Below are 14903 nucleotides of genomic sequence, written 5' to 3'. Positions count from 1 at the left end.
GTCGGCTGTCAACTGATTGTCAAACTGCTGCAATCAACCTGCCGGGCGCATCGTAATCTTGAAGCTGGTCGGCGTTTTTCCGTCGATGTCCTGAGGCATCGGATTGGAACGCTGGACCGCCCGCAGCGCCGCATCATCCCATGCCGAGTTACCGCTGCTGCGCGAGATCGTTGCGTCCAGCAGCGTGCCCGTCGGCGAGCAGCGCACGGAGATCACGGTTTCCAGACCTTCCGTTTCGCCACCCCACGAGATGTTCGGGCGTACCACACGACGTACCTTGTCCGCGTAACCCGGCGACGTTGCAGTGCCACCTGAGCCGCTGCCCGTGCCGCTCTTTGCAAGTCCGTTGCCGGTCGAGCCTTCGGCGCCGGCCAAACCTTGCATCTGTGCAAGCCGCGCACGACGTTCCGTATCAAGCTTCTTTGCTTGCGCCGCAGCATCGGCTTGCGCCTTGGCCTTCGCCGCTTTCTGCGCATCGGCCTTCTTCTGCGCCTCAGCTTCGGCTTGCTTCTGCTGCTCTTGCTTTTGCTTTTGCTGCTCTTGCTGCTGCTGTTCCTTCAACTGCTGCTGCTTTTGCTGCTCGGCCAGTTGCTGTTGCTTCAGCTTCTCGGCCTGCTGCTGTTGCTGTTGTTGCAACTGTTTCTGCTTGGTAGCTGCGGCTTTTTGCGCGGCAAGTTGCGCTGCCTGGTCGGCAGCCAATTGCTGTTGGCGCTTCGCCTCAGCTTCCTGTTGGGCCTGCAGTTTCTGTTGACGCTGCTGCTCCGCCAGTTGCGCCTGACGAGCCGCCGCCTGTTGCTGGCGCTTCTTTTCCTGCAGCGCAATGTCGGCCTGCTCGTCCGGCAGCGGCGCAGCGGGGGCCACCGGAACGGGCGGCGGCGGGGGAGGCGGACGCGGAATCGCCGAGTCCGGCACCTCGGTCCACAGTTCTGCTTCTGCGCCCGCCGGCGTGCTGTTCTGCCATTGAATGCCGTGATACAGGAAGAACCCGAGCAGCGCGTGCATCACCAGTGCGAACACAAAGGCTCGCCGGGTGCCGCGTTCACGCGGTGGCTGAAGCGGGTATTCGGAATTCTTGCGGATCATTGTGATTTGACGAGCAATCCAACGCGCTTGACGCCCTCAGCTTTCAACTCGGACATCACGTTCATTACGACTTCGTACTTCACGGTCTTGTCAGCGGCGATCACGACAGGCTGGTCCGGATGCGATTGTGCACGGTCGGCGATGAAGCCGCGCAGACCGGCCTTGGTCATGTCTTCCTGCTGCTGCGCACCGGCGTCGTCCTTGTACTTGACGCTCATATTGCCGTCCGCGCGAATATTCACCATCACGGGCGGAGTTTGCTGCTGCGGCGCGGCGCCCCCGACGGTCGGCAGATTGACGATCGACGGGGCGACGAGCGGCGCGGTCACCATGAAGATCACGAGTAGCACGAGCATCACGTCGATGTACGGCACGACGTTGATGTCGGCCATCGCGCGGCGCTGACGGGAGCCGCGCATGCTGGAGGAAGAGCCTGCCATCGTGGACTCCTTACTGTGCCTGGCGCTGCAAAATGTTCGAGAACTCTTCGATGAAAGTCTCGAAGCGGATCGCCAAACGATCGATGTCGTGGGCGTAACGGTTGTAGGCGACCACGGCCGGAATCGCGGCGAACAGGCCAATTGCGGTGGCGGTCAGCGCTTCGGCAATGCCCGGCGCGACGTTCGCGAGCGTAGCCTGTTGCACGTTGGCGAGGCCGCGGAACGCATTCATGATCCCCCACACCGTGCCGAACAGACCGATATACGGGCTGACCGAGCCGACCGACGCGAGAAACGCCAGATTTGCCTCGAGCACGTCCATTTCACGCTGGAACGCGGCGCGCATGGCGCGGCGTGCGCCGTCGAGAATCGCGCCTGAATCGTTCAGGCGCTTTTCCTTGCCCTTCAGGAATTCGCGCATGCCGGACTCGAAAATCCGTTCCAGTGCGCCGATCGTGTGGCGGTTGTTCGCGGCGCTCTGATAGAGCGCCTGCAAATCGCCGCCCGACCAGAAATCGCGTTCGAAACGTTCAGTTTGCGCGCGTGCCCGGCGGATCGCAAACCACTTGCGGAAGATGAAAGTCCACGACAACAGCGACAACAACAGCAGCAGCGCCATGACGGCCTGCGCCAGCAGGCTCGCATTGAGTACGAGAGAAACGATCGACAGATCTTGTGTAGTGTTCATAAAGGTTCGTTTAACGTCCCGGAGGCGGGCGTCCGGCTGCAAGGTCACTCGAAGCTTGCCGTGAGCAAAACGGAAGCATCGGCGAGATTGCAAGCCGAACCATGCTTTGTGTTGCTTGATCGATATGAGTTCACTGGCCCCGTAACAACGGGGTTCAGTCGTTGTTCGTTGACATGCCGCCTTCGCTGAGGTCTGGCCCACGCCGCAAAGCAGCCAGAACGGACGGAGGAATCGCGGCCGGCCGTAGCGCACTGCGGTCGACACAGCCGACCCGGATGGAACCGGTAGCAAGCAGCGTGCCGTCACGCCACGCTTCCTGCGCGAAGTCGACCGATGCGCGGCCAAGACGCTCGATCCGGCTCACGACCTTGACGACGTCGTCGAGCCGGGCCGGCGCCCGATAGTCGACCGCAGTGCTGCGCACGATGAAGATTGCGCCTGTTTCGGTTGCGAGCCGGTTCTGGTCGACGCCGCACGCGCGCAGCCATTCGGTGCGCGCCCGCTCGAAAAATTTCAGGTAGTTCGCGTAAAACACGATGCCGCCGGCGTCGGTATCTTCGTAGTACACGCGGATGGGCCACGTGAAGCCGATTTCCGTGCCGGGCTGGCTGGTCGACATATTCATGCCGCGCATTTTACCGGAACGCATACCCCGAGGTCTGTTTCAAGATGTGCGCCCCGCCTGGCGGGCTTCAGCGGCAATTTCAACCGCGATGCACCGCTAAAGCGGAGAACGATTGGGCCACCGGCATCAGCTCGATCGTGTTGATATTGACGTGGGCCGGGCGCGTGGCGATCCAGTAGATCGAATCGGCGATATCTTCGGGTGTCAGCGGTTGTACGTTCTGGTACATTTTGGCGGCTTTGTCGCCGTCACCGCGAAAACGCACGTTCGAGAACTCGGTGCCCCCGCACAGGCCCGGCTCGATGTCGGTCACACGCAGCGCGGTGCCGGCCAGATCGGCGCGCAGGTTCAAACTGAACTGGCGCACGAACGCCTTGGTGGCGCCATATACATTGCCGCCCGCATACGGCCAGCTGCCAGCCGCCGAACCCAGATTGAAAATGTGGCCACGGTTGCGCTCCACCATTGCGGGCAGGAGTGCGTGCGTGACTTGAACGAGGCCCGTGCAGTTGGTCTCGATCATGGTGTTCCATTCGTCAAGACTTGCCTTTTGCGCCGGCTCGGTGCCGAGCGCGAGGCCGGCGTTGTTCACGAGCACGTCGAGCGCGGCGAAGTCGGCGGGCAGCGAGGCCGGCACGGCTTCGACGGCGGCGCGGTCGCGCACGTCGAGTTCGTACGGCAGAAGCGCGTCGCCGAGTTCGTCGGCGAGTGCCTGCAGGCGATCCTTGCGGCGCGCGGTGGCGACGACACGATGGCCGCCCTTGACGAAAGCACGGGCGATAGCGGCGCCGAATCCCGCGGACGCTCCGGTGACGAACACGATCATTGCAGTTCCCTGGCAGGTAAGAGAGAAAGGCCCCAAGCCTACTTCCAATGCGGCGCTGCGGCAAGGATGAACCAGCCGTACACGCGGCTGTGACAGGGCTATGGAACGCATCGCGGGAGAGTTCTCACCAGATGTTTGCGCGCCGTGCGCGGCGGCGCTCCAGCCGGCTACGCGAGCGGGCGCCGGGCCGGCAGGAAGCCGGTTGCCTATTCGATCCTCTTCCAATAAACTAACGCGCTCATCCCTGCGTGACTGGCGATAGAACCGATTCAACCAATCGGGTTCAAGGTGGAGCAACCCACCGTGAAGCGCAGGGTGCCGTTTTGCCGTTCGCCTGGGCAGCCGTGATCCGCGCGCATTTATCTGCGCTGACGGTGGCTGTCCTGCCTCGCGTGTGCGGTGACTCTCCATCCGCCACGTCAGGGCTGGCCCAGCCGCCAGCAGCGCCGCGTACCCTCTACGCAAGATTCGGCGCACGATCCGGTCAACCTGAACACACTCAACGGAATCCGTATGTTTGACAGAGCCCAAAGCACCATCGCCAACGTCGATCCTGAACTCTGGAAGGTCATCGAGCAGGAAAACCGCCGGCAGGAAGAGCACATCGAACTGATCGCGTCGGAAAACTACACGAGCCCGGCTGTGATGGCTGCGCAAGGCTCGCAACTCACCAACAAATACGCCGAAGGTTATCCGGGCAAGCGCTACTACGGCGGCTGCGAATTCGTCGACATCGCCGAACAACTGGCGATCGACCGCGTGAAGCAACTGTTCGGCGCCGAAGCCGCCAACGTGCAGCCGAACTCCGGCTCGCAGGCGAACCAGGGCGTGTTCTTCGCCATGCTCAAGCCGGGCGACACGATCATGGGTATGAGCCTCGCGCACGGCGGTCACCTGACGCACGGTTCGCCGGTCAACATGTCGGGCAAGTGGTTCAACGTGGTGAGCTACGGCCTGAACGAAGCCGAAGACATCGACTACGACGCGGCTGAAAGGCTTGCACAGGAACATAAGCCGAAGTTGATCGTGGCCGGCGCGTCGGCGTTCTCGCTGCGCATCGACTTCGAACGGATGTCGAAGATCGCGAAGTCGGTCGGCGCGTACTTCATGGTCGACATGGCGCATTACGCCGGCCTGATCGCCGCGGGCGTGTATCCGAACCCGGTGCCGCACGCCGATTTCGTCACCACCACTACGCACAAGAGCCTGCGCGGCCCGCGCGGCGGCGTGATCCTGATGAAGGCCGAGTTCGAAAAGCAGATCAACTCGGCAATTTTCCCGGGCATTCAGGGTGGTCCGCTGATGCACGTGATTGCCGGCAAGGCCGTCGCGTTCAAGGAGGCACTGTCGCCGGAGTTCAAGGCGTATCAGCAACAAGTCGTCGAGAACGCGCGCGTGCTGGCTGAAACGCTGGTCAAGCGCGGTCTGCGTATCGTCTCTGGGCGCACCGAAAGCCACGTGATGCTGGTCGACCTGCGTGCCAAGAAGATTACCGGCAAGGCAGCGGAAGCTGCGCTCGGCGCGGCGCACATCACGGTCAACAAGAACGCGATTCCGAACGACCCGGAGAAGCCGTTCGTGACGAGCGGCGTACGTCTCGGCTCGCCTGCCATGACCACGCGTGGCTTTGGCGTCAAGGAAGCGGAGCAGGTGGGTAACCTTATCGCCGACGTGCTGGACAACCCGGAAGATGCAGCCACGATCGAACGTGTGCGTGCGCAAGTCGCCGAGCTGACCCGGCGCTTCCCGGTTTACCGCTAAGCCGCCATGCACTGCCCCTTCTGCCGTCACGCCGATACGCAAGTTGTGGATTCCCGCGTATCCGAAGACGGCGCGACGATTCGCCGGCGCCGCCGCTGCCCGGCCTGCGACAAACGTTTTACGACGTATGAGCGGGTCGAACTGGCGTTGCCGTCGGTCGTCAAGAAGGATGGTAGTCGCACGGAATTCGACCGCCGCAAGATCGTCGCGAGTATGCAACTGGCGCTGCGCAAGCGCCCAGTGGCAGCAGACGAGATTGACGCGGCAGTCGCCCGCATCGAGTATCAGCTGCTCGGCAGTGGCGAGCGTGAGGTACGCAGCGAGCGCCTCGGCGAACTCGTGATGAACGAGTTGCGTGCGCTCGATACGATTGCCTATGTTCGCTTCGCTTCCGTCTACCGGCGCTTCGAAGACGTCTCCGAATTCGAAGACGTGATCGAAGAATTTCGCCGCGCCTCTTCTCCTCCCAAGCCGCCCCGCAAGCGCTGATTGCCGCCGCGCCTGGCGTTGCATTCCGGTTTCTGTTTTCCGCCGCGTTGTTTCGCGCATCTGCATTTCCGCTCCCGTTATGGTTCGTCACGCGTGCATTTTTGCGCGGGATAGCGTCTGAGTGCCACCTGGCCATTCGGCCGATTGTTGACCCGTTTGCTAATCGCTAGATTGGCTGCATTCTTTGCAACGATCAGGGATGCAGATGAAGTGGGATGCAATCTGTTCGCGGCCACGCCGCGGCTTTACGCTTGTCGAAACGCTGGCCGTAGTCGCGCTGCTGGCGGTGATCGCGGTGATGGCGACGCCGTCTTTCGTTGCCTGGCACCTGCGGGACCAGGTCGACGCACGCGCGAAAGCGCTGGCTTCAACGCTCGCCTATGCGCGCAGCGAAGCGTTGCGCCGCGGTGCACGTGTGACCGTTTGCCGAATCGACGCGGCGCGACATTGCCTTGCCGCGGGGCAGGCGTGTGGCAATGGCGTCGTCGACTGGTCGTGTGGCTGGGCAGTATTGGCCGAGCGAGGCGGCACGCTCTCGCTGCTGCGCGCGCATCCGTTGCTCGCGGCGGTGAGCATCACTGGGGCGCAGACCAATCTTACGTTTACGCCGCCGGCGGGGCAGTTGATCGGCACTTTCCGCAGCTTTGATATTGCGCCACGAGTGCCGTCGAAAGCGACTCAGGGTGACAAGTGGCGGCGCTGCATCCGCATTGCGGCGGGTGGCCGCGCACGGATTGTCGAGGGCACATGTGGAGCGTCATCGTGAGGTGGCGTCCATCGAACGTAGGGGCGCGCAGCCGTCGAGCAAAGCGCTTAACAAGGCTTGGAGGCAGCTCACTGATCGAAGTGATGCTGGCCGTCACCTTGATGGCCGTGACGGCGCTCGGTTTGATCGCGGGGCAATTGTGGACCGCTCGAGAAGCCCGTGCAATGGCAATGCGCGAACACGCGGCATGGATAGCCGATTCCGTCGCCGAAGCGACGCGTGAGCCCTCTGCAGGCGAGTCTGCAGTCAGACAATGGAGCGCGCGTGCCACGGCTCTGTTGCCGCACGGCGAAGCGTCGATAGGGGAAAGCGGCGGCGTGCTCACCGCGCGGGTGACGTGGGCTGCTCTGCGCGACATGCCCCACGCCGACGATGTCATCGACAAGCCCGAGTCGTGTGCTGGCGCGGATGTTCCCGCGGGCTCCTCATGCGTTGCGCTGGCGTTCGCGAAATGACGCAGCGTCTCTGTATCGCGCGTGGTCATACGCTGGTCGAGTTTGTGATCGCGATTGCGCTGGGGCTGGTGGTGACCGCCGGCGCGGTCTCGCTCTATACAACGCAGCGTAACGTGTTCGAGCGCGCGGGCGATGCGATGCGGATCCGCGAAGCCGGCCTGACCGCGCTTACGCTGATAGGCCAGCAACTTCAAATGGCCGGCTTCGTGCCCGCCGACGTCGTGCGGTTCAATAGTCCGCCGCCGTTGTTCGGTTGCTCGGGCGGTCGTCCTACCGGTGCGGATGACAGCGTTGCATGCGAGTCGTTGCCAAGCCGCTCGGATGGCGTGGCGGTCAGTTATGTGGCGGACAACATTTCGACGTGGCCATCTGCGACCGGCCAATCAACCGACTGTCTTGGCCAGGCTGTAACGAACAACAGCGCGGCACTGGGTGGGCAGGGCGTAATGGTGGTCAACCGGTACTTTGCCAGGGTCAGCGGTTCGACGGGTGAGCCGGAACTGTACTGCGAAGGCAATGGCAAGGCAGGGTCCGCGCAGCCGTTGGTCGAAGGCGTCGAGCGTGTGCGGCTTAAGTATTGGCTGGGCGGCGGGCTGAGCGCAATAGATGCGTCGGCGGTAAGGGCCGATCAATGGGCGAAGATTGTCGCCGTCGATCTCTGCGTGCTTGTCCGCGGTACGCCGCAGGGGCGGCGTCTGCGTTATGTCGATTGCGACGGCGTAAGCGCTTTCGGCGCCGACACGCGGGCGCGGCAGGCTTTCTGGCGGCGAGTGGCGATACGCAATCACGCGGAGGATTTGCCGTGACAGGAAGACTCTGCGATGCAACACATCGCGCAGCGCCGGCTTGCCAAAATCCAGAGCCTCATGTTGCGACCGAAGGCGGACGCGGGCAGTGCATCACGCAACTGGATCCCCTCGGACTGCCGAATACACCCTGTCGCGCGGTGCGACCGAGTCACGGAGTGTGCCGGGGGCGCTTTGCTTATAAGGAACGCTCACCGTGGCGCAAGCAACCGAAACATGCAGGACGTCTCATCCGAACAGGTCGTGGATCGCGCGCTCGCAGCGGCGGCGTCGTCCTGCCAATCGTCTTGCTGATTTCAGCGATGATGTTGGCCACCTCTGCGGCCTGGTTCGAAACATCGCTTGCGGCGGCGCGCAGCGCCTCCAACGTGCGGGATTATTTGCAAGCGTTTCATGCTGCGGATGCGGCGCTGACCTTATGCGCCCGCCAGGTTGTTGCGGTGGCAGCCACGGAGCCGGCCGCAGCGGCACCAGTCGCGCCCGGCGAGCCGACGCAATGGAAGCTCGAAGCCGCCTTCGAAGCCGGCGCCGTCGCGCCCGTCGCGCAATGGCCCGGATCGCTGCGTGCGCCGCAATGTCTGATCGAAGCCTGGCGTCTGGGCACTCGCGCCGATGTCCGAGCCTATTTGCTGACGTCGCGTGGTTTCGGCCGCACCAAAGAGTCACAGGTATGGCTGCAGATAGAACTCGTGATCGCAAGCGAGCGGATCGAGCGGCATTGGCGGCGCGTTGCCGCACGGCCATTTTGACGGGAGGTATATGACGAGGCCGCACACAACCGCATTTACGCTGCTGGAACTGATGATCGCGCTGGCGATAGCCGCAACGCTGGTCGTGTTTGCCGTGCCGTCTTACCGGAGCCACGTTGCGCGAACCCACAGGATCGACGCGGCGTCCGCCCTCTATCGGGCAGCGCAATTCGTCGAAGGAGCGACAAGCGACAGCGCCGCACCCTTGCCGCCCGGTCTGGATCAGGCGCCACAATTCGGCATGCCGATCTACCGGCTGCATGTGCTGTCGGCGGACGATGCAAACGGTGGCTATTCGCTCGAGGCCGCGCCAACCGAAACCGGACCTATGCGCGACGACGCCTGCGGCATTTTCACCCTGGATGCGACAGGGCTGCGAGGCAATAGAAGTGGTGCAAACGGTGTGGCACCGGCAAGTGGCGAGTGCTGGAACACCAGCTAGGGCGTGCTACTGGAGAGCGCGAACTGGCGAGTTGAAGTGCGCCAACGTGCCAGGCAACAAGCCAATCAGGAGCCAACGTCAGACAGCAGTCAGTCTGACAGGCAACCGCCGCGCAGGTCTCGCAGACGAACAAAACCATGGCGCAATGACACACACCATGAGCCTGTTACCCGCACTTCAGTAGCCACTCCTATCCGCCGCCCTTTCCTTGTCGTCAGCAGACGCATTGGAATCGTTCTTCATCTGCTGCCAGATTCGATATGCTTCCCAGCCGGCAAGCGCAAGGCTGCCCCATTTGAGCGCGGGTTTTGCACCCGCCGCAATGGTCGCGCGCAGCGGCTTGGCCAGCACCAACGAAGCGATCGAACTGACGATCGGATACTGTTTGAGGAGCACGCCAATGCTCCCCGCGTTGAGAAAGCCTGCCTTCGAACCGCTGCCCACGCGCATGCCGCCGAAGCCCGGCAGGATGAACTTGAGCCAGCTGAAGTGCGTGACTGCCTGCCGCAACTCGATGGTCGCCTGAGCGAGTTCCATGCGCTCGACATCCGCGCGCACCAGCAGCAATTCCTTGCGCAGCGCCCGCAGGTGGGGCGCGCTTAAATCTTTGGCCTGGGGGCGTTTGTTGCGGAATGCGGTATCGGAATGGGCTTGGCTCATGGCGTGTGGGCGGCAGTGGAGGTGGGGCAGTAAAACGGCGCTGCAAATCGCTTGAGATATCGACGAAGGCGCAGGGCGTTCTAGTCAGGCCCACGCCCTCGGCGTTACGGTTTGCGAAACGCGTCGCGGTCCTTTTCGAACTCGGCAAGGGTGGCTTCGAACACCATTGGGGCATTGCGCAAACCGCTGCGCGCTTTCAGCGCACAAACCAATCCTGCGATCGCATAAACCGCCGTGATGGCTGCAAGCGCTTGCCACCGATAGGTGTCCCAGAACGCAATGGCAACCAGCGCCGTCAATGCGATCAAGGCCATCGTAGCGAGCATCATGGCCGCAAGGCCGAGGAACAGCACGCCGATCAGACGGTCTTTTTCCTCGCCGAGTTCGATGCTGACCAATTCAAGCCGCGTTTGCAGAATGGCAGACACGGAACTGATGATGCGGCGCAACGGACTATGTTCCTCGTGCTGCGAGTGTGTTTCGATCTTCATGGCTTTGGGCGTCGCGTGTGAAGGCCTAACCGGCGCGTGAAAACGATTGCGCCAAGAGAAGCGGACCGGCCAGGCATGCGCCGGTCAACTCGATTCGCTGGTGTGCCGGACGGCGTTCGCCCGGCCGCGCCACCACTGTTACTTGCGGTTGATCAACAGCCCCAGCAATACGCCGGCGCCAGCAGCGATGCCGATGGATGCCCAAGGATGCTCATGCACGTAATCGTCGGTGGCGCGTGCGGCCTTTTTGCCTTTCTCGACCACCACGACCTGCACGTCAGCCGCCTTTTCTCTAGCCTGCTTCAAGCGCGCAAGCGCAGTTTCACGTAGTTCCGAAGCGCGCTCGCCGGTGGCGCTCGCGGCCTGTTTCAACAGATCTTCAGCGTCCGCGAGGACGGTTTTGATATCCGACATCAATCTCTCCTTGTTAACTTCCGACATTGACAGATCCTCTTCGTCTCACGCTACGCGTGAATCGTAACCAAAGAAACGGCCGCTGGCGAGCGCAGCGCCCGGTTCGTTCAAAGTTATCGCACGAACCGTTCCTGGTTAAAGCAAAGCCTATAAAACTCCACACTCGACTGCATCCCACCGCCGAGTTTGCCTAAGATGGAGTTGATCTGGCCCGAAAAGTTTCCGGTAAATCGATGAAAATTACAAAAACGCATAAAGTAGTGACGCGATGTTCGTTCGTCATGTACCGTCACTCCCGTATGCTGTAATTTGGCGAGGCGCGCTCTTGTGGAGCGTCGCACGCGAATGCTCGCGCGGAATGTCCGAACACAATCAAGGAGCTGCATTATGAGTCTACGTCTTGGCGACATCGCACCGGATTTCGAACAGGAATCGAGTGTCGGCCGCATCAAGTTCCACGAATGGCTGGGCGATAGTTGGGGCGTGCTGTTCTCGCACCCCGCTGACTTCACGCCGGTCTGCACGACCGAGCTCGGTTTGACGGCCAAGCTGGCCGGCGAATTCGAGAAGCGCAATGTAAAGACGATTGCGTTGTCGGTCGACAGCGCAGAGTCGCACAAGGAATGGATCAAGGACATCAACGAGACGCAGGCCGCCAATGTCGGCTTCCCGATTCTCGCTGACGGCGATCGCAAGGTCTCTGAGTTGTACGACATGATTCACCCGAACGCGAATGAGACCCTCACGGTCCGGTCGCTGTTCGTGATCGATCCGAAAAAGAAGGTGCGTCTGATCATTACATACCCGGCCAGCACCGGCCGCAACTTCGACGAAGTGCTACGTGTGATCGACTCGCTGCAACTCACGGACAACCACTCGGTCGCCACGCCCGGCAACTGGAAGCAGGGCGATGACGTGGTGATCGTGCCGTCGTTGAAGGACGAGGAAGTCATCAAGCAGAAATTCCCGAAGGGCTACAAGGCGCTGCGTCCGTACCTGCGCATGACGCCGCAACCGAACAAGTAAGCGGCTGACGAGTCCTGAAGCGCGCCGCTAGCTACAACGCGGCGCCAAAACGGAAAAGGCCAGTTCATCGAGAGAACTGGCCTTTTCCTTTTCTACCTTTCCATTCAGCGGTCAATCCGCGTCATCAAAGCACTCAGCGTCAGCGCATCAGAAAAACGCCTGAATGCCCGTCTGCGCGCGCCCGAGGATCAGGGCGTGAATGTCGTGCGTGCCCTCGTAGGTATTCACCACCTCAAGGTTGACCAGGTGCCGTGCGATGCCGAACTCGTCCGAGATGCCGTTGCCGCCGAGCATGTCGCGTGCGAGCCGCGCAATGTCCAGCGCCTTGCCGCATGAATTGCGTTTCATGATCGACGTGATCTCGACGGCCGCCGTGCCTTCGTCTTTCATGCGGCCAAGGCGCAGTACGCCTTGCAGGCCGAGCGTGATTTCGGTTTGCATATCGGCGAGCTTCTTCTGGATCAACTGGTTCGCAGCCAGCGGCCGGCCGAACTGTTTGCGATCGAGCACGTACTGACGCGCCGTGTGCCAGCACGATTCAGCCGCGCCGAGCGCACCCCAGGCAATGCCGTAGCGCGCCGAATTCAGGCATGTGAACGGACCGCGCAAGCCGCTCACTTCGGGGAAGCGGTTATCGTCCGGCACGAACACTTCGTCCAGCACGATTTCGCCGGTGATCGAAGCACGCAAACCGACCTTGCTATGGATGGTCGGCGCCGACAGCCCCTTCCAGCCTTTCTCGAGAATGAAGCCGCGGATCGAATCCTTGCCGTCTTCTTCGAGCTTCGCCCACACGACGAACACGTCCGCGATCGGCGAATTGGTGATCCACATCTTCGAGCCGGACAGCGAGTAGCCGCCGTCGACTTTCTTCGCCCGCGTGACCATGCTGCCCGGATCGGAACCGTGGTTCGGTTCGGTCAGGCCGAAGCAGCCGATCCATTCGCCGGTGGCGAGCTTCGGCAGGTACTTCTTCTTTTGCGCTTCCGAGCCGAACTCATGGATCGGCACCATCACCAGCGAGGACTGCACCGACATCATCGACCGGTAGCCGGAATCCACGCGCTCCACTTCACGCGCGATCAAACCGTACGCCACATAGTTCAGGCCGGGACCGCCGTATTGCTCGGGAATCGTCGGACCGAGCAGGCCGAGTTCGCCCATCTCGCGGAAGATCTCGATGTCGGTCTTCTCATGACGGAACGCTTCCAGCACGCGCGGCTGCAACTTATCTTGCGAGTAAGCGGCGGCGGCGTCGCGCACCATGCGTTCGTCTTCGGTGAGCTGCTGATCCAGCAGCAACGGGTCTTCCCAGTGAAACTGCGCGGCCTCGGCCATGACGTATCTCCTGATTTCCTGCTTGACTAAAACGTGTCTGAGCTTGACTTGAGTTCCGCTATGCGAAACAATGTTTTGCAAACCGCGACCGAGTGTATCACTCCATGACGCCTGCATCTACTCTCACCGACCCGCTCGACGAGCGCAAATTCGTCGTCGCCCTGGCACGCGGGTTGGACTTGCTGCGCGCATTCAAGCCGGGCGAAACGATGCTCGGCAATCGCGATTTCGTCGAACGTACTGGTTTGCCGAAGGCGACCGTCAACCGGCTGGCCTACACGCTGACCGTACTCGGTTATCTTCGGCTCGACGAAACCTTGGGTAAATATGCGCTCGACGCCGGCGTGCTGTCGCTCGGTTTCGCGCTGCTCTCGGGCACCGACACGCTCGAACTCGCGCGCCCGCATATGCGTACCTTCGCGCGCGAAGTGGGCGCAGCGGTATCGCTCGGATGCCGCGACGGTCTCGACATGATTTATCTGGAGACGATCCGCAGCGAAACCGCGCTGACGCTCGGGCTCGCATCCGGTTCGAAACTGTCGATGCTGACGAGTTCGATGGGGCGCGCGTATCTCGCGGTGCAGCCGCTCGACGTTCGCGCCACGTTGCTCGCCGAGCTTAAGAAGGCCGCGGGCAAAGAGGGCGCGGCGTTGCTGGCAGATGCCGAAAAGGAGATCGAAGCCTTTGCTCAAGAACGCTGCTGCTTTTCGTTCCGCGCGTGGCACGACGACGTGAACGCGGTCGCTGTGCCGTTTCGCGAGCCGCGTGAAGGGCGCTGGCTGGTGCTCAGTTGCAGTGGGCCGGCGTCGTCAATGGGAGAGGAGGTATTTCGTGAAAACGTGGCGCCGCGTCTGAAAGCGCTGGCGCGGCGGCTGGGGGATACGGGTTGAAGAGGCGGCGTATGCGGCGCCCAAGCTCGGGCGCGATAAGCGCCCAGCGAGCCCACGCAAACAAGGTATGAACGCGCAGGCGCGAGGCAAAAACTCACACCGCCCGATCATGATAATGCGCGGTGAACAGCGGCCCTTGCACGAAGCGCACATCGTACTGTTGCAACGCGACGAACTGCGGCTCATCCACGACCCGATTGAAGATCAGCGGAATCCGCAGCCGGCTTGCATAAGCGACGAGCGGCTTCACCATCGCATCGCGCAATGCAACTGCCGCATCCATCTTGATGAAGTCGAGCCGCGCTGTTTCCGACACCGACAGAATCTGCCCAGCGTTCGACAGATTGCCCGCCACCTTGAATCCATAGCGCTGATAGCTCGTGGCGAGATAGCCGAGGAAGGTCTTGTGCGCGACCGCCGCAGCCGGCAACTCGATCACCACCCGCGACGGATTCAACCCGAACGACACTAGCACGGTCGAGAAATGCAGACCGTGGTCGTACTTGACGCTCTTGAGCAGGCGCTCGTGCACGCGCAGAAACAGCAGCCCGTGCCGCTGCGCGCCGAAGAAATTGATCGCGTGCAACGCACGTGACATGCGGTCGAGCGCGACTAGCTCCTGATCGTCGGCGACCCGGTCGAAGGGATCGAAGACGTCAAAGGGCGCCCCGTCCAGACGCTGCGTGACCGCCTGAAAACCGAGTTCATCGCCGAAACGATCCACCCCCTCGGGGCCCGAGGTCAACGACTGGGCCAATGAATGCACGCTGATATCGAAGATCGGCTCATAGGCACTGGCGAGTTCGACGCCGTCGAATTGCGCCAGCGCGATGTCGCTATGCACGCCTGTTCCCATCACCAGATGTTCGCCGAGAAATGGGTGATCGGCGGCACGGGCAATCAGGTTGGGGATGGTCGGCGGAATCATGTAGGCGAATGGATGGCGATAGGTGC

Annotated in this window: 19 protein-coding genes and 1 riboswitch; of the genes, 9 read left to right on the top strand and 10 right to left on the bottom strand. The window is 62.0% G+C overall.

Annotation, left to right across the window (positions count from 1 at the left end):
* Nucleotides 1–33: 33 nt before the first annotated feature.
* The 5 genes from tolA to ydfG all read right to left on the bottom strand — a co-directional run bounded on the left by tolA (nucleotide 34) and on the right by ydfG (nucleotide 3662).
* Nucleotides 34–1083 (bottom strand): cell envelope integrity protein TolA, encoded by a 1050-nt coding sequence (gene tolA / locus ACAX43_RS11460; RefSeq protein WP_370708512.1) that lies wholly within the window; start codon nucleotides 1081–1083, stop codon nucleotides 34–36.
* Nucleotides 1080–1523: a protein TolR gene (gene tolR / locus ACAX43_RS11455; RefSeq protein ID WP_370708511.1), complete on the bottom strand. Its 444-nt coding sequence runs from the start codon at nucleotides 1521–1523 to the stop codon at nucleotides 1080–1082. Before tolR ends, tolA begins: the two co-directional genes overlap by 4 nt.
* A gap of 10 nt (nucleotides 1524–1533) precedes the next feature.
* Nucleotides 1534–2211 (bottom strand): protein TolQ, encoded by a 678-nt coding sequence (gene tolQ, locus ACAX43_RS11450; protein ID WP_012431821.1) that lies wholly within the window; start codon nucleotides 2209–2211, stop codon nucleotides 1534–1536.
* A 154-nt stretch (nucleotides 2212–2365) separates the two neighbouring features.
* Complete coding sequence (gene ybgC / locus ACAX43_RS11445; RefSeq protein ID WP_370708846.1) at nucleotides 2366–2845, bottom strand: tol-pal system-associated acyl-CoA thioesterase; 480 nt, start codon at nucleotides 2843–2845, stop codon at nucleotides 2366–2368.
* 70 nt (nucleotides 2846–2915) lie between these two features.
* Complete coding sequence (gene ydfG / locus ACAX43_RS11440; protein ID WP_370708510.1) at nucleotides 2916–3662, bottom strand: bifunctional NADP-dependent 3-hydroxy acid dehydrogenase/3-hydroxypropionate dehydrogenase YdfG; 747 nt, start codon at nucleotides 3660–3662, stop codon at nucleotides 2916–2918.
* 238 nt (nucleotides 3663–3900) lie between these two features.
* A riboswitch (ZMP/ZTP riboswitch) is annotated at nucleotides 3901–4009 on the top strand.
* 166 nt (nucleotides 4010–4175) lie between these two features.
* Here ydfG and glyA point away from each other — a divergent pair.
* From glyA to ACAX43_RS11405, 7 genes are all read left to right on the top strand, one after another.
* Entirely contained in the window at nucleotides 4176–5423 is a 1248-nt protein-coding gene (gene glyA / locus ACAX43_RS11435; RefSeq protein ID WP_370708509.1) for a serine hydroxymethyltransferase, read from the top strand.
* Nucleotides 5424–5429: 6 nt separating this feature from the next.
* Nucleotides 5430–5912: a transcriptional regulator NrdR gene (nrdR, locus tag ACAX43_RS11430; protein WP_115103844.1), complete on the top strand. Its 483-nt coding sequence runs from the start codon at nucleotides 5430–5432 to the stop codon at nucleotides 5910–5912.
* Between the two features lie 205 nt (nucleotides 5913–6117).
* On the top strand, nucleotides 6118–6678 hold the full coding sequence (locus tag ACAX43_RS11425) for a GspH/FimT family pseudopilin (RefSeq protein ID WP_370708508.1): 561 nt from the start codon (nucleotides 6118–6120) through the stop codon (nucleotides 6676–6678).
* 83 nt (nucleotides 6679–6761) lie between these two features.
* A complete protein-coding gene (locus ACAX43_RS11420; RefSeq protein WP_370708507.1) occupies nucleotides 6762–7133 on the top strand; it encodes a hypothetical protein in 372 nt (123 codons plus the stop codon).
* On the top strand, nucleotides 7130–7939 hold the full coding sequence (locus ACAX43_RS11415) for a PilW family protein (RefSeq protein WP_370708506.1): 810 nt from the start codon (nucleotides 7130–7132) through the stop codon (nucleotides 7937–7939). Before ACAX43_RS11420 ends, ACAX43_RS11415 begins: the two co-directional genes overlap by 4 nt.
* Before the next feature lie 302 nt (nucleotides 7940–8241).
* On the top strand, nucleotides 8242–8688 hold the full coding sequence (locus ACAX43_RS11410; RefSeq protein ID WP_370708505.1) for a hypothetical protein: 447 nt from the start codon (nucleotides 8242–8244) through the stop codon (nucleotides 8686–8688).
* Between the two features lie 10 nt (nucleotides 8689–8698).
* Nucleotides 8699–9130, top strand: coding sequence for a type IV pilin protein (locus ACAX43_RS11405; protein ID WP_370708504.1), 432 nt, complete (start codon nucleotides 8699–8701; stop codon nucleotides 9128–9130).
* A gap of 177 nt (nucleotides 9131–9307) precedes the next feature.
* On the opposite strand, the gene ACAX43_RS11400 is transcribed toward ACAX43_RS11405, so the two are convergent.
* The 3 genes from ACAX43_RS11400 to ACAX43_RS11390 form a co-directional block, all read right to left on the bottom strand.
* Nucleotides 9308–9790: a DUF3318 domain-containing protein gene (locus ACAX43_RS11400; RefSeq protein ID WP_370708503.1), complete on the bottom strand. Its 483-nt coding sequence runs from the start codon at nucleotides 9788–9790 to the stop codon at nucleotides 9308–9310.
* Nucleotides 9791–9894: 104 nt separating this feature from the next.
* Nucleotides 9895–10281, bottom strand: coding sequence for a phage holin family protein (locus tag ACAX43_RS11395; RefSeq protein ID WP_370708502.1), 387 nt, complete (start codon nucleotides 10279–10281; stop codon nucleotides 9895–9897).
* A 138-nt stretch (nucleotides 10282–10419) separates the two neighbouring features.
* Entirely contained in the window at nucleotides 10420–10722 is a 303-nt protein-coding gene (locus ACAX43_RS11390) for a YqjD family protein (protein ID WP_370708501.1), read from the bottom strand.
* Between the two features lie 360 nt (nucleotides 10723–11082).
* On the opposite strand from ACAX43_RS11390, the gene ACAX43_RS11385 reads away from it, so the two are divergent.
* Nucleotides 11083–11721 (top strand): peroxiredoxin, encoded by a 639-nt coding sequence (locus ACAX43_RS11385; RefSeq protein ID WP_370708500.1) that lies wholly within the window; start codon nucleotides 11083–11085, stop codon nucleotides 11719–11721.
* Nucleotides 11722–11868: 147 nt separating this feature from the next.
* Here the strand turns inward: ACAX43_RS11385 and ACAX43_RS11380 are convergent, their stop codons facing one another.
* Nucleotides 11869–13059: an acyl-CoA dehydrogenase gene (locus ACAX43_RS11380; RefSeq protein WP_370708499.1), complete on the bottom strand. Its 1191-nt coding sequence runs from the start codon at nucleotides 13057–13059 to the stop codon at nucleotides 11869–11871.
* A 104-nt stretch (nucleotides 13060–13163) separates the two neighbouring features.
* On the opposite strand from ACAX43_RS11380, the gene ACAX43_RS11375 reads away from it, so the two are divergent.
* Complete coding sequence (locus tag ACAX43_RS11375) at nucleotides 13164–13949, top strand: IclR family transcriptional regulator (protein WP_370708498.1); 786 nt, start codon at nucleotides 13164–13166, stop codon at nucleotides 13947–13949.
* Between the two features lie 94 nt (nucleotides 13950–14043).
* Here the strand turns inward: ACAX43_RS11375 and ACAX43_RS11370 are convergent, their stop codons facing one another.
* Nucleotides 14044–14877, bottom strand: a complete 834-nt coding sequence (locus tag ACAX43_RS11370; RefSeq protein ID WP_370708845.1) for a diguanylate phosphodiesterase — start codon at nucleotides 14875–14877, stop codon at nucleotides 14044–14046.
* Nucleotides 14878–14903: the final 26 nt, after the last annotated feature.

This window comes from Paraburkholderia sp. IW21, assembly GCF_041321145.1.
Taxonomy (GTDB): domain Bacteria; phylum Pseudomonadota; class Gammaproteobacteria; order Burkholderiales; family Burkholderiaceae; genus Paraburkholderia.
The sequence above is the reverse complement of the archived record's forward strand: the minus strand, read 5'-3'. Positions and strand labels throughout refer to the sequence as shown.

Excerpts from the sequence above, each read along its gene's own strand:
- tolA (WP_370708512.1), bottom strand. The coding sequence starts at position 1,083 with ATGATCCGCAAGAATTCCGAATACCCGCTTCAGCCACCGCGTGAACGC.
- tolR (WP_370708511.1), bottom strand. The coding sequence starts at position 1,523 with ATGGCAGGCTCTTCCTCCAGCATGCGCGGCTCCCGTCAGCGCCGCGCG.
- tolQ (WP_012431821.1), bottom strand. The coding sequence starts at position 2,211 with ATGAACACTACACAAGATCTGTCGATCGTTTCTCTCGTACTCAATGCG.
- ybgC (WP_370708846.1), bottom strand. The coding sequence starts at position 2,845 with ATGCGCGGCATGAATATGTCGACCAGCCAGCCCGGCACGGAAATCGGC.
- ydfG (WP_370708510.1), bottom strand. The coding sequence starts at position 3,662 with ATGATCGTGTTCGTCACCGGAGCGTCCGCGGGATTCGGCGCCGCTATC.
- glyA (WP_370708509.1), top strand. The coding sequence starts at position 4,176 with ATGTTTGACAGAGCCCAAAGCACCATCGCCAACGTCGATCCTGAACTC.
- nrdR (WP_115103844.1), top strand. The coding sequence starts at position 5,430 with ATGCACTGCCCCTTCTGCCGTCACGCCGATACGCAAGTTGTGGATTCC.
- ACAX43_RS11425 (WP_370708508.1), top strand. The coding sequence starts at position 6,118 with ATGAAGTGGGATGCAATCTGTTCGCGGCCACGCCGCGGCTTTACGCTT.
- ACAX43_RS11420 (WP_370708507.1), top strand. The coding sequence starts at position 6,762 with ATGCTGGCCGTCACCTTGATGGCCGTGACGGCGCTCGGTTTGATCGCG.
- ACAX43_RS11415 (WP_370708506.1), top strand. The coding sequence starts at position 7,130 with ATGACGCAGCGTCTCTGTATCGCGCGTGGTCATACGCTGGTCGAGTTT.
- ACAX43_RS11410 (WP_370708505.1), top strand. The coding sequence starts at position 8,242 with ATGATGTTGGCCACCTCTGCGGCCTGGTTCGAAACATCGCTTGCGGCG.
- ACAX43_RS11405 (WP_370708504.1), top strand. The coding sequence starts at position 8,699 with ATGACGAGGCCGCACACAACCGCATTTACGCTGCTGGAACTGATGATC.
- ACAX43_RS11400 (WP_370708503.1), bottom strand. The coding sequence starts at position 9,790 with ATGAGCCAAGCCCATTCCGATACCGCATTCCGCAACAAACGCCCCCAG.
- ACAX43_RS11395 (WP_370708502.1), bottom strand. The coding sequence starts at position 10,281 with ATGAAGATCGAAACACACTCGCAGCACGAGGAACATAGTCCGTTGCGC.
- ACAX43_RS11390 (WP_370708501.1), bottom strand. The coding sequence starts at position 10,722 with ATGTCGGAAGTTAACAAGGAGAGATTGATGTCGGATATCAAAACCGTC.
- ACAX43_RS11385 (WP_370708500.1), top strand. The coding sequence starts at position 11,083 with ATGAGTCTACGTCTTGGCGACATCGCACCGGATTTCGAACAGGAATCG.
- ACAX43_RS11380 (WP_370708499.1), bottom strand. The coding sequence starts at position 13,059 with ATGGCCGAGGCCGCGCAGTTTCACTGGGAAGACCCGTTGCTGCTGGAT.
- ACAX43_RS11375 (WP_370708498.1), top strand. The coding sequence starts at position 13,164 with ATGACGCCTGCATCTACTCTCACCGACCCGCTCGACGAGCGCAAATTC.
- ACAX43_RS11370 (WP_370708845.1), bottom strand. The coding sequence starts at position 14,877 with ATGATTCCGCCGACCATCCCCAACCTGATTGCCCGTGCCGCCGATCAC.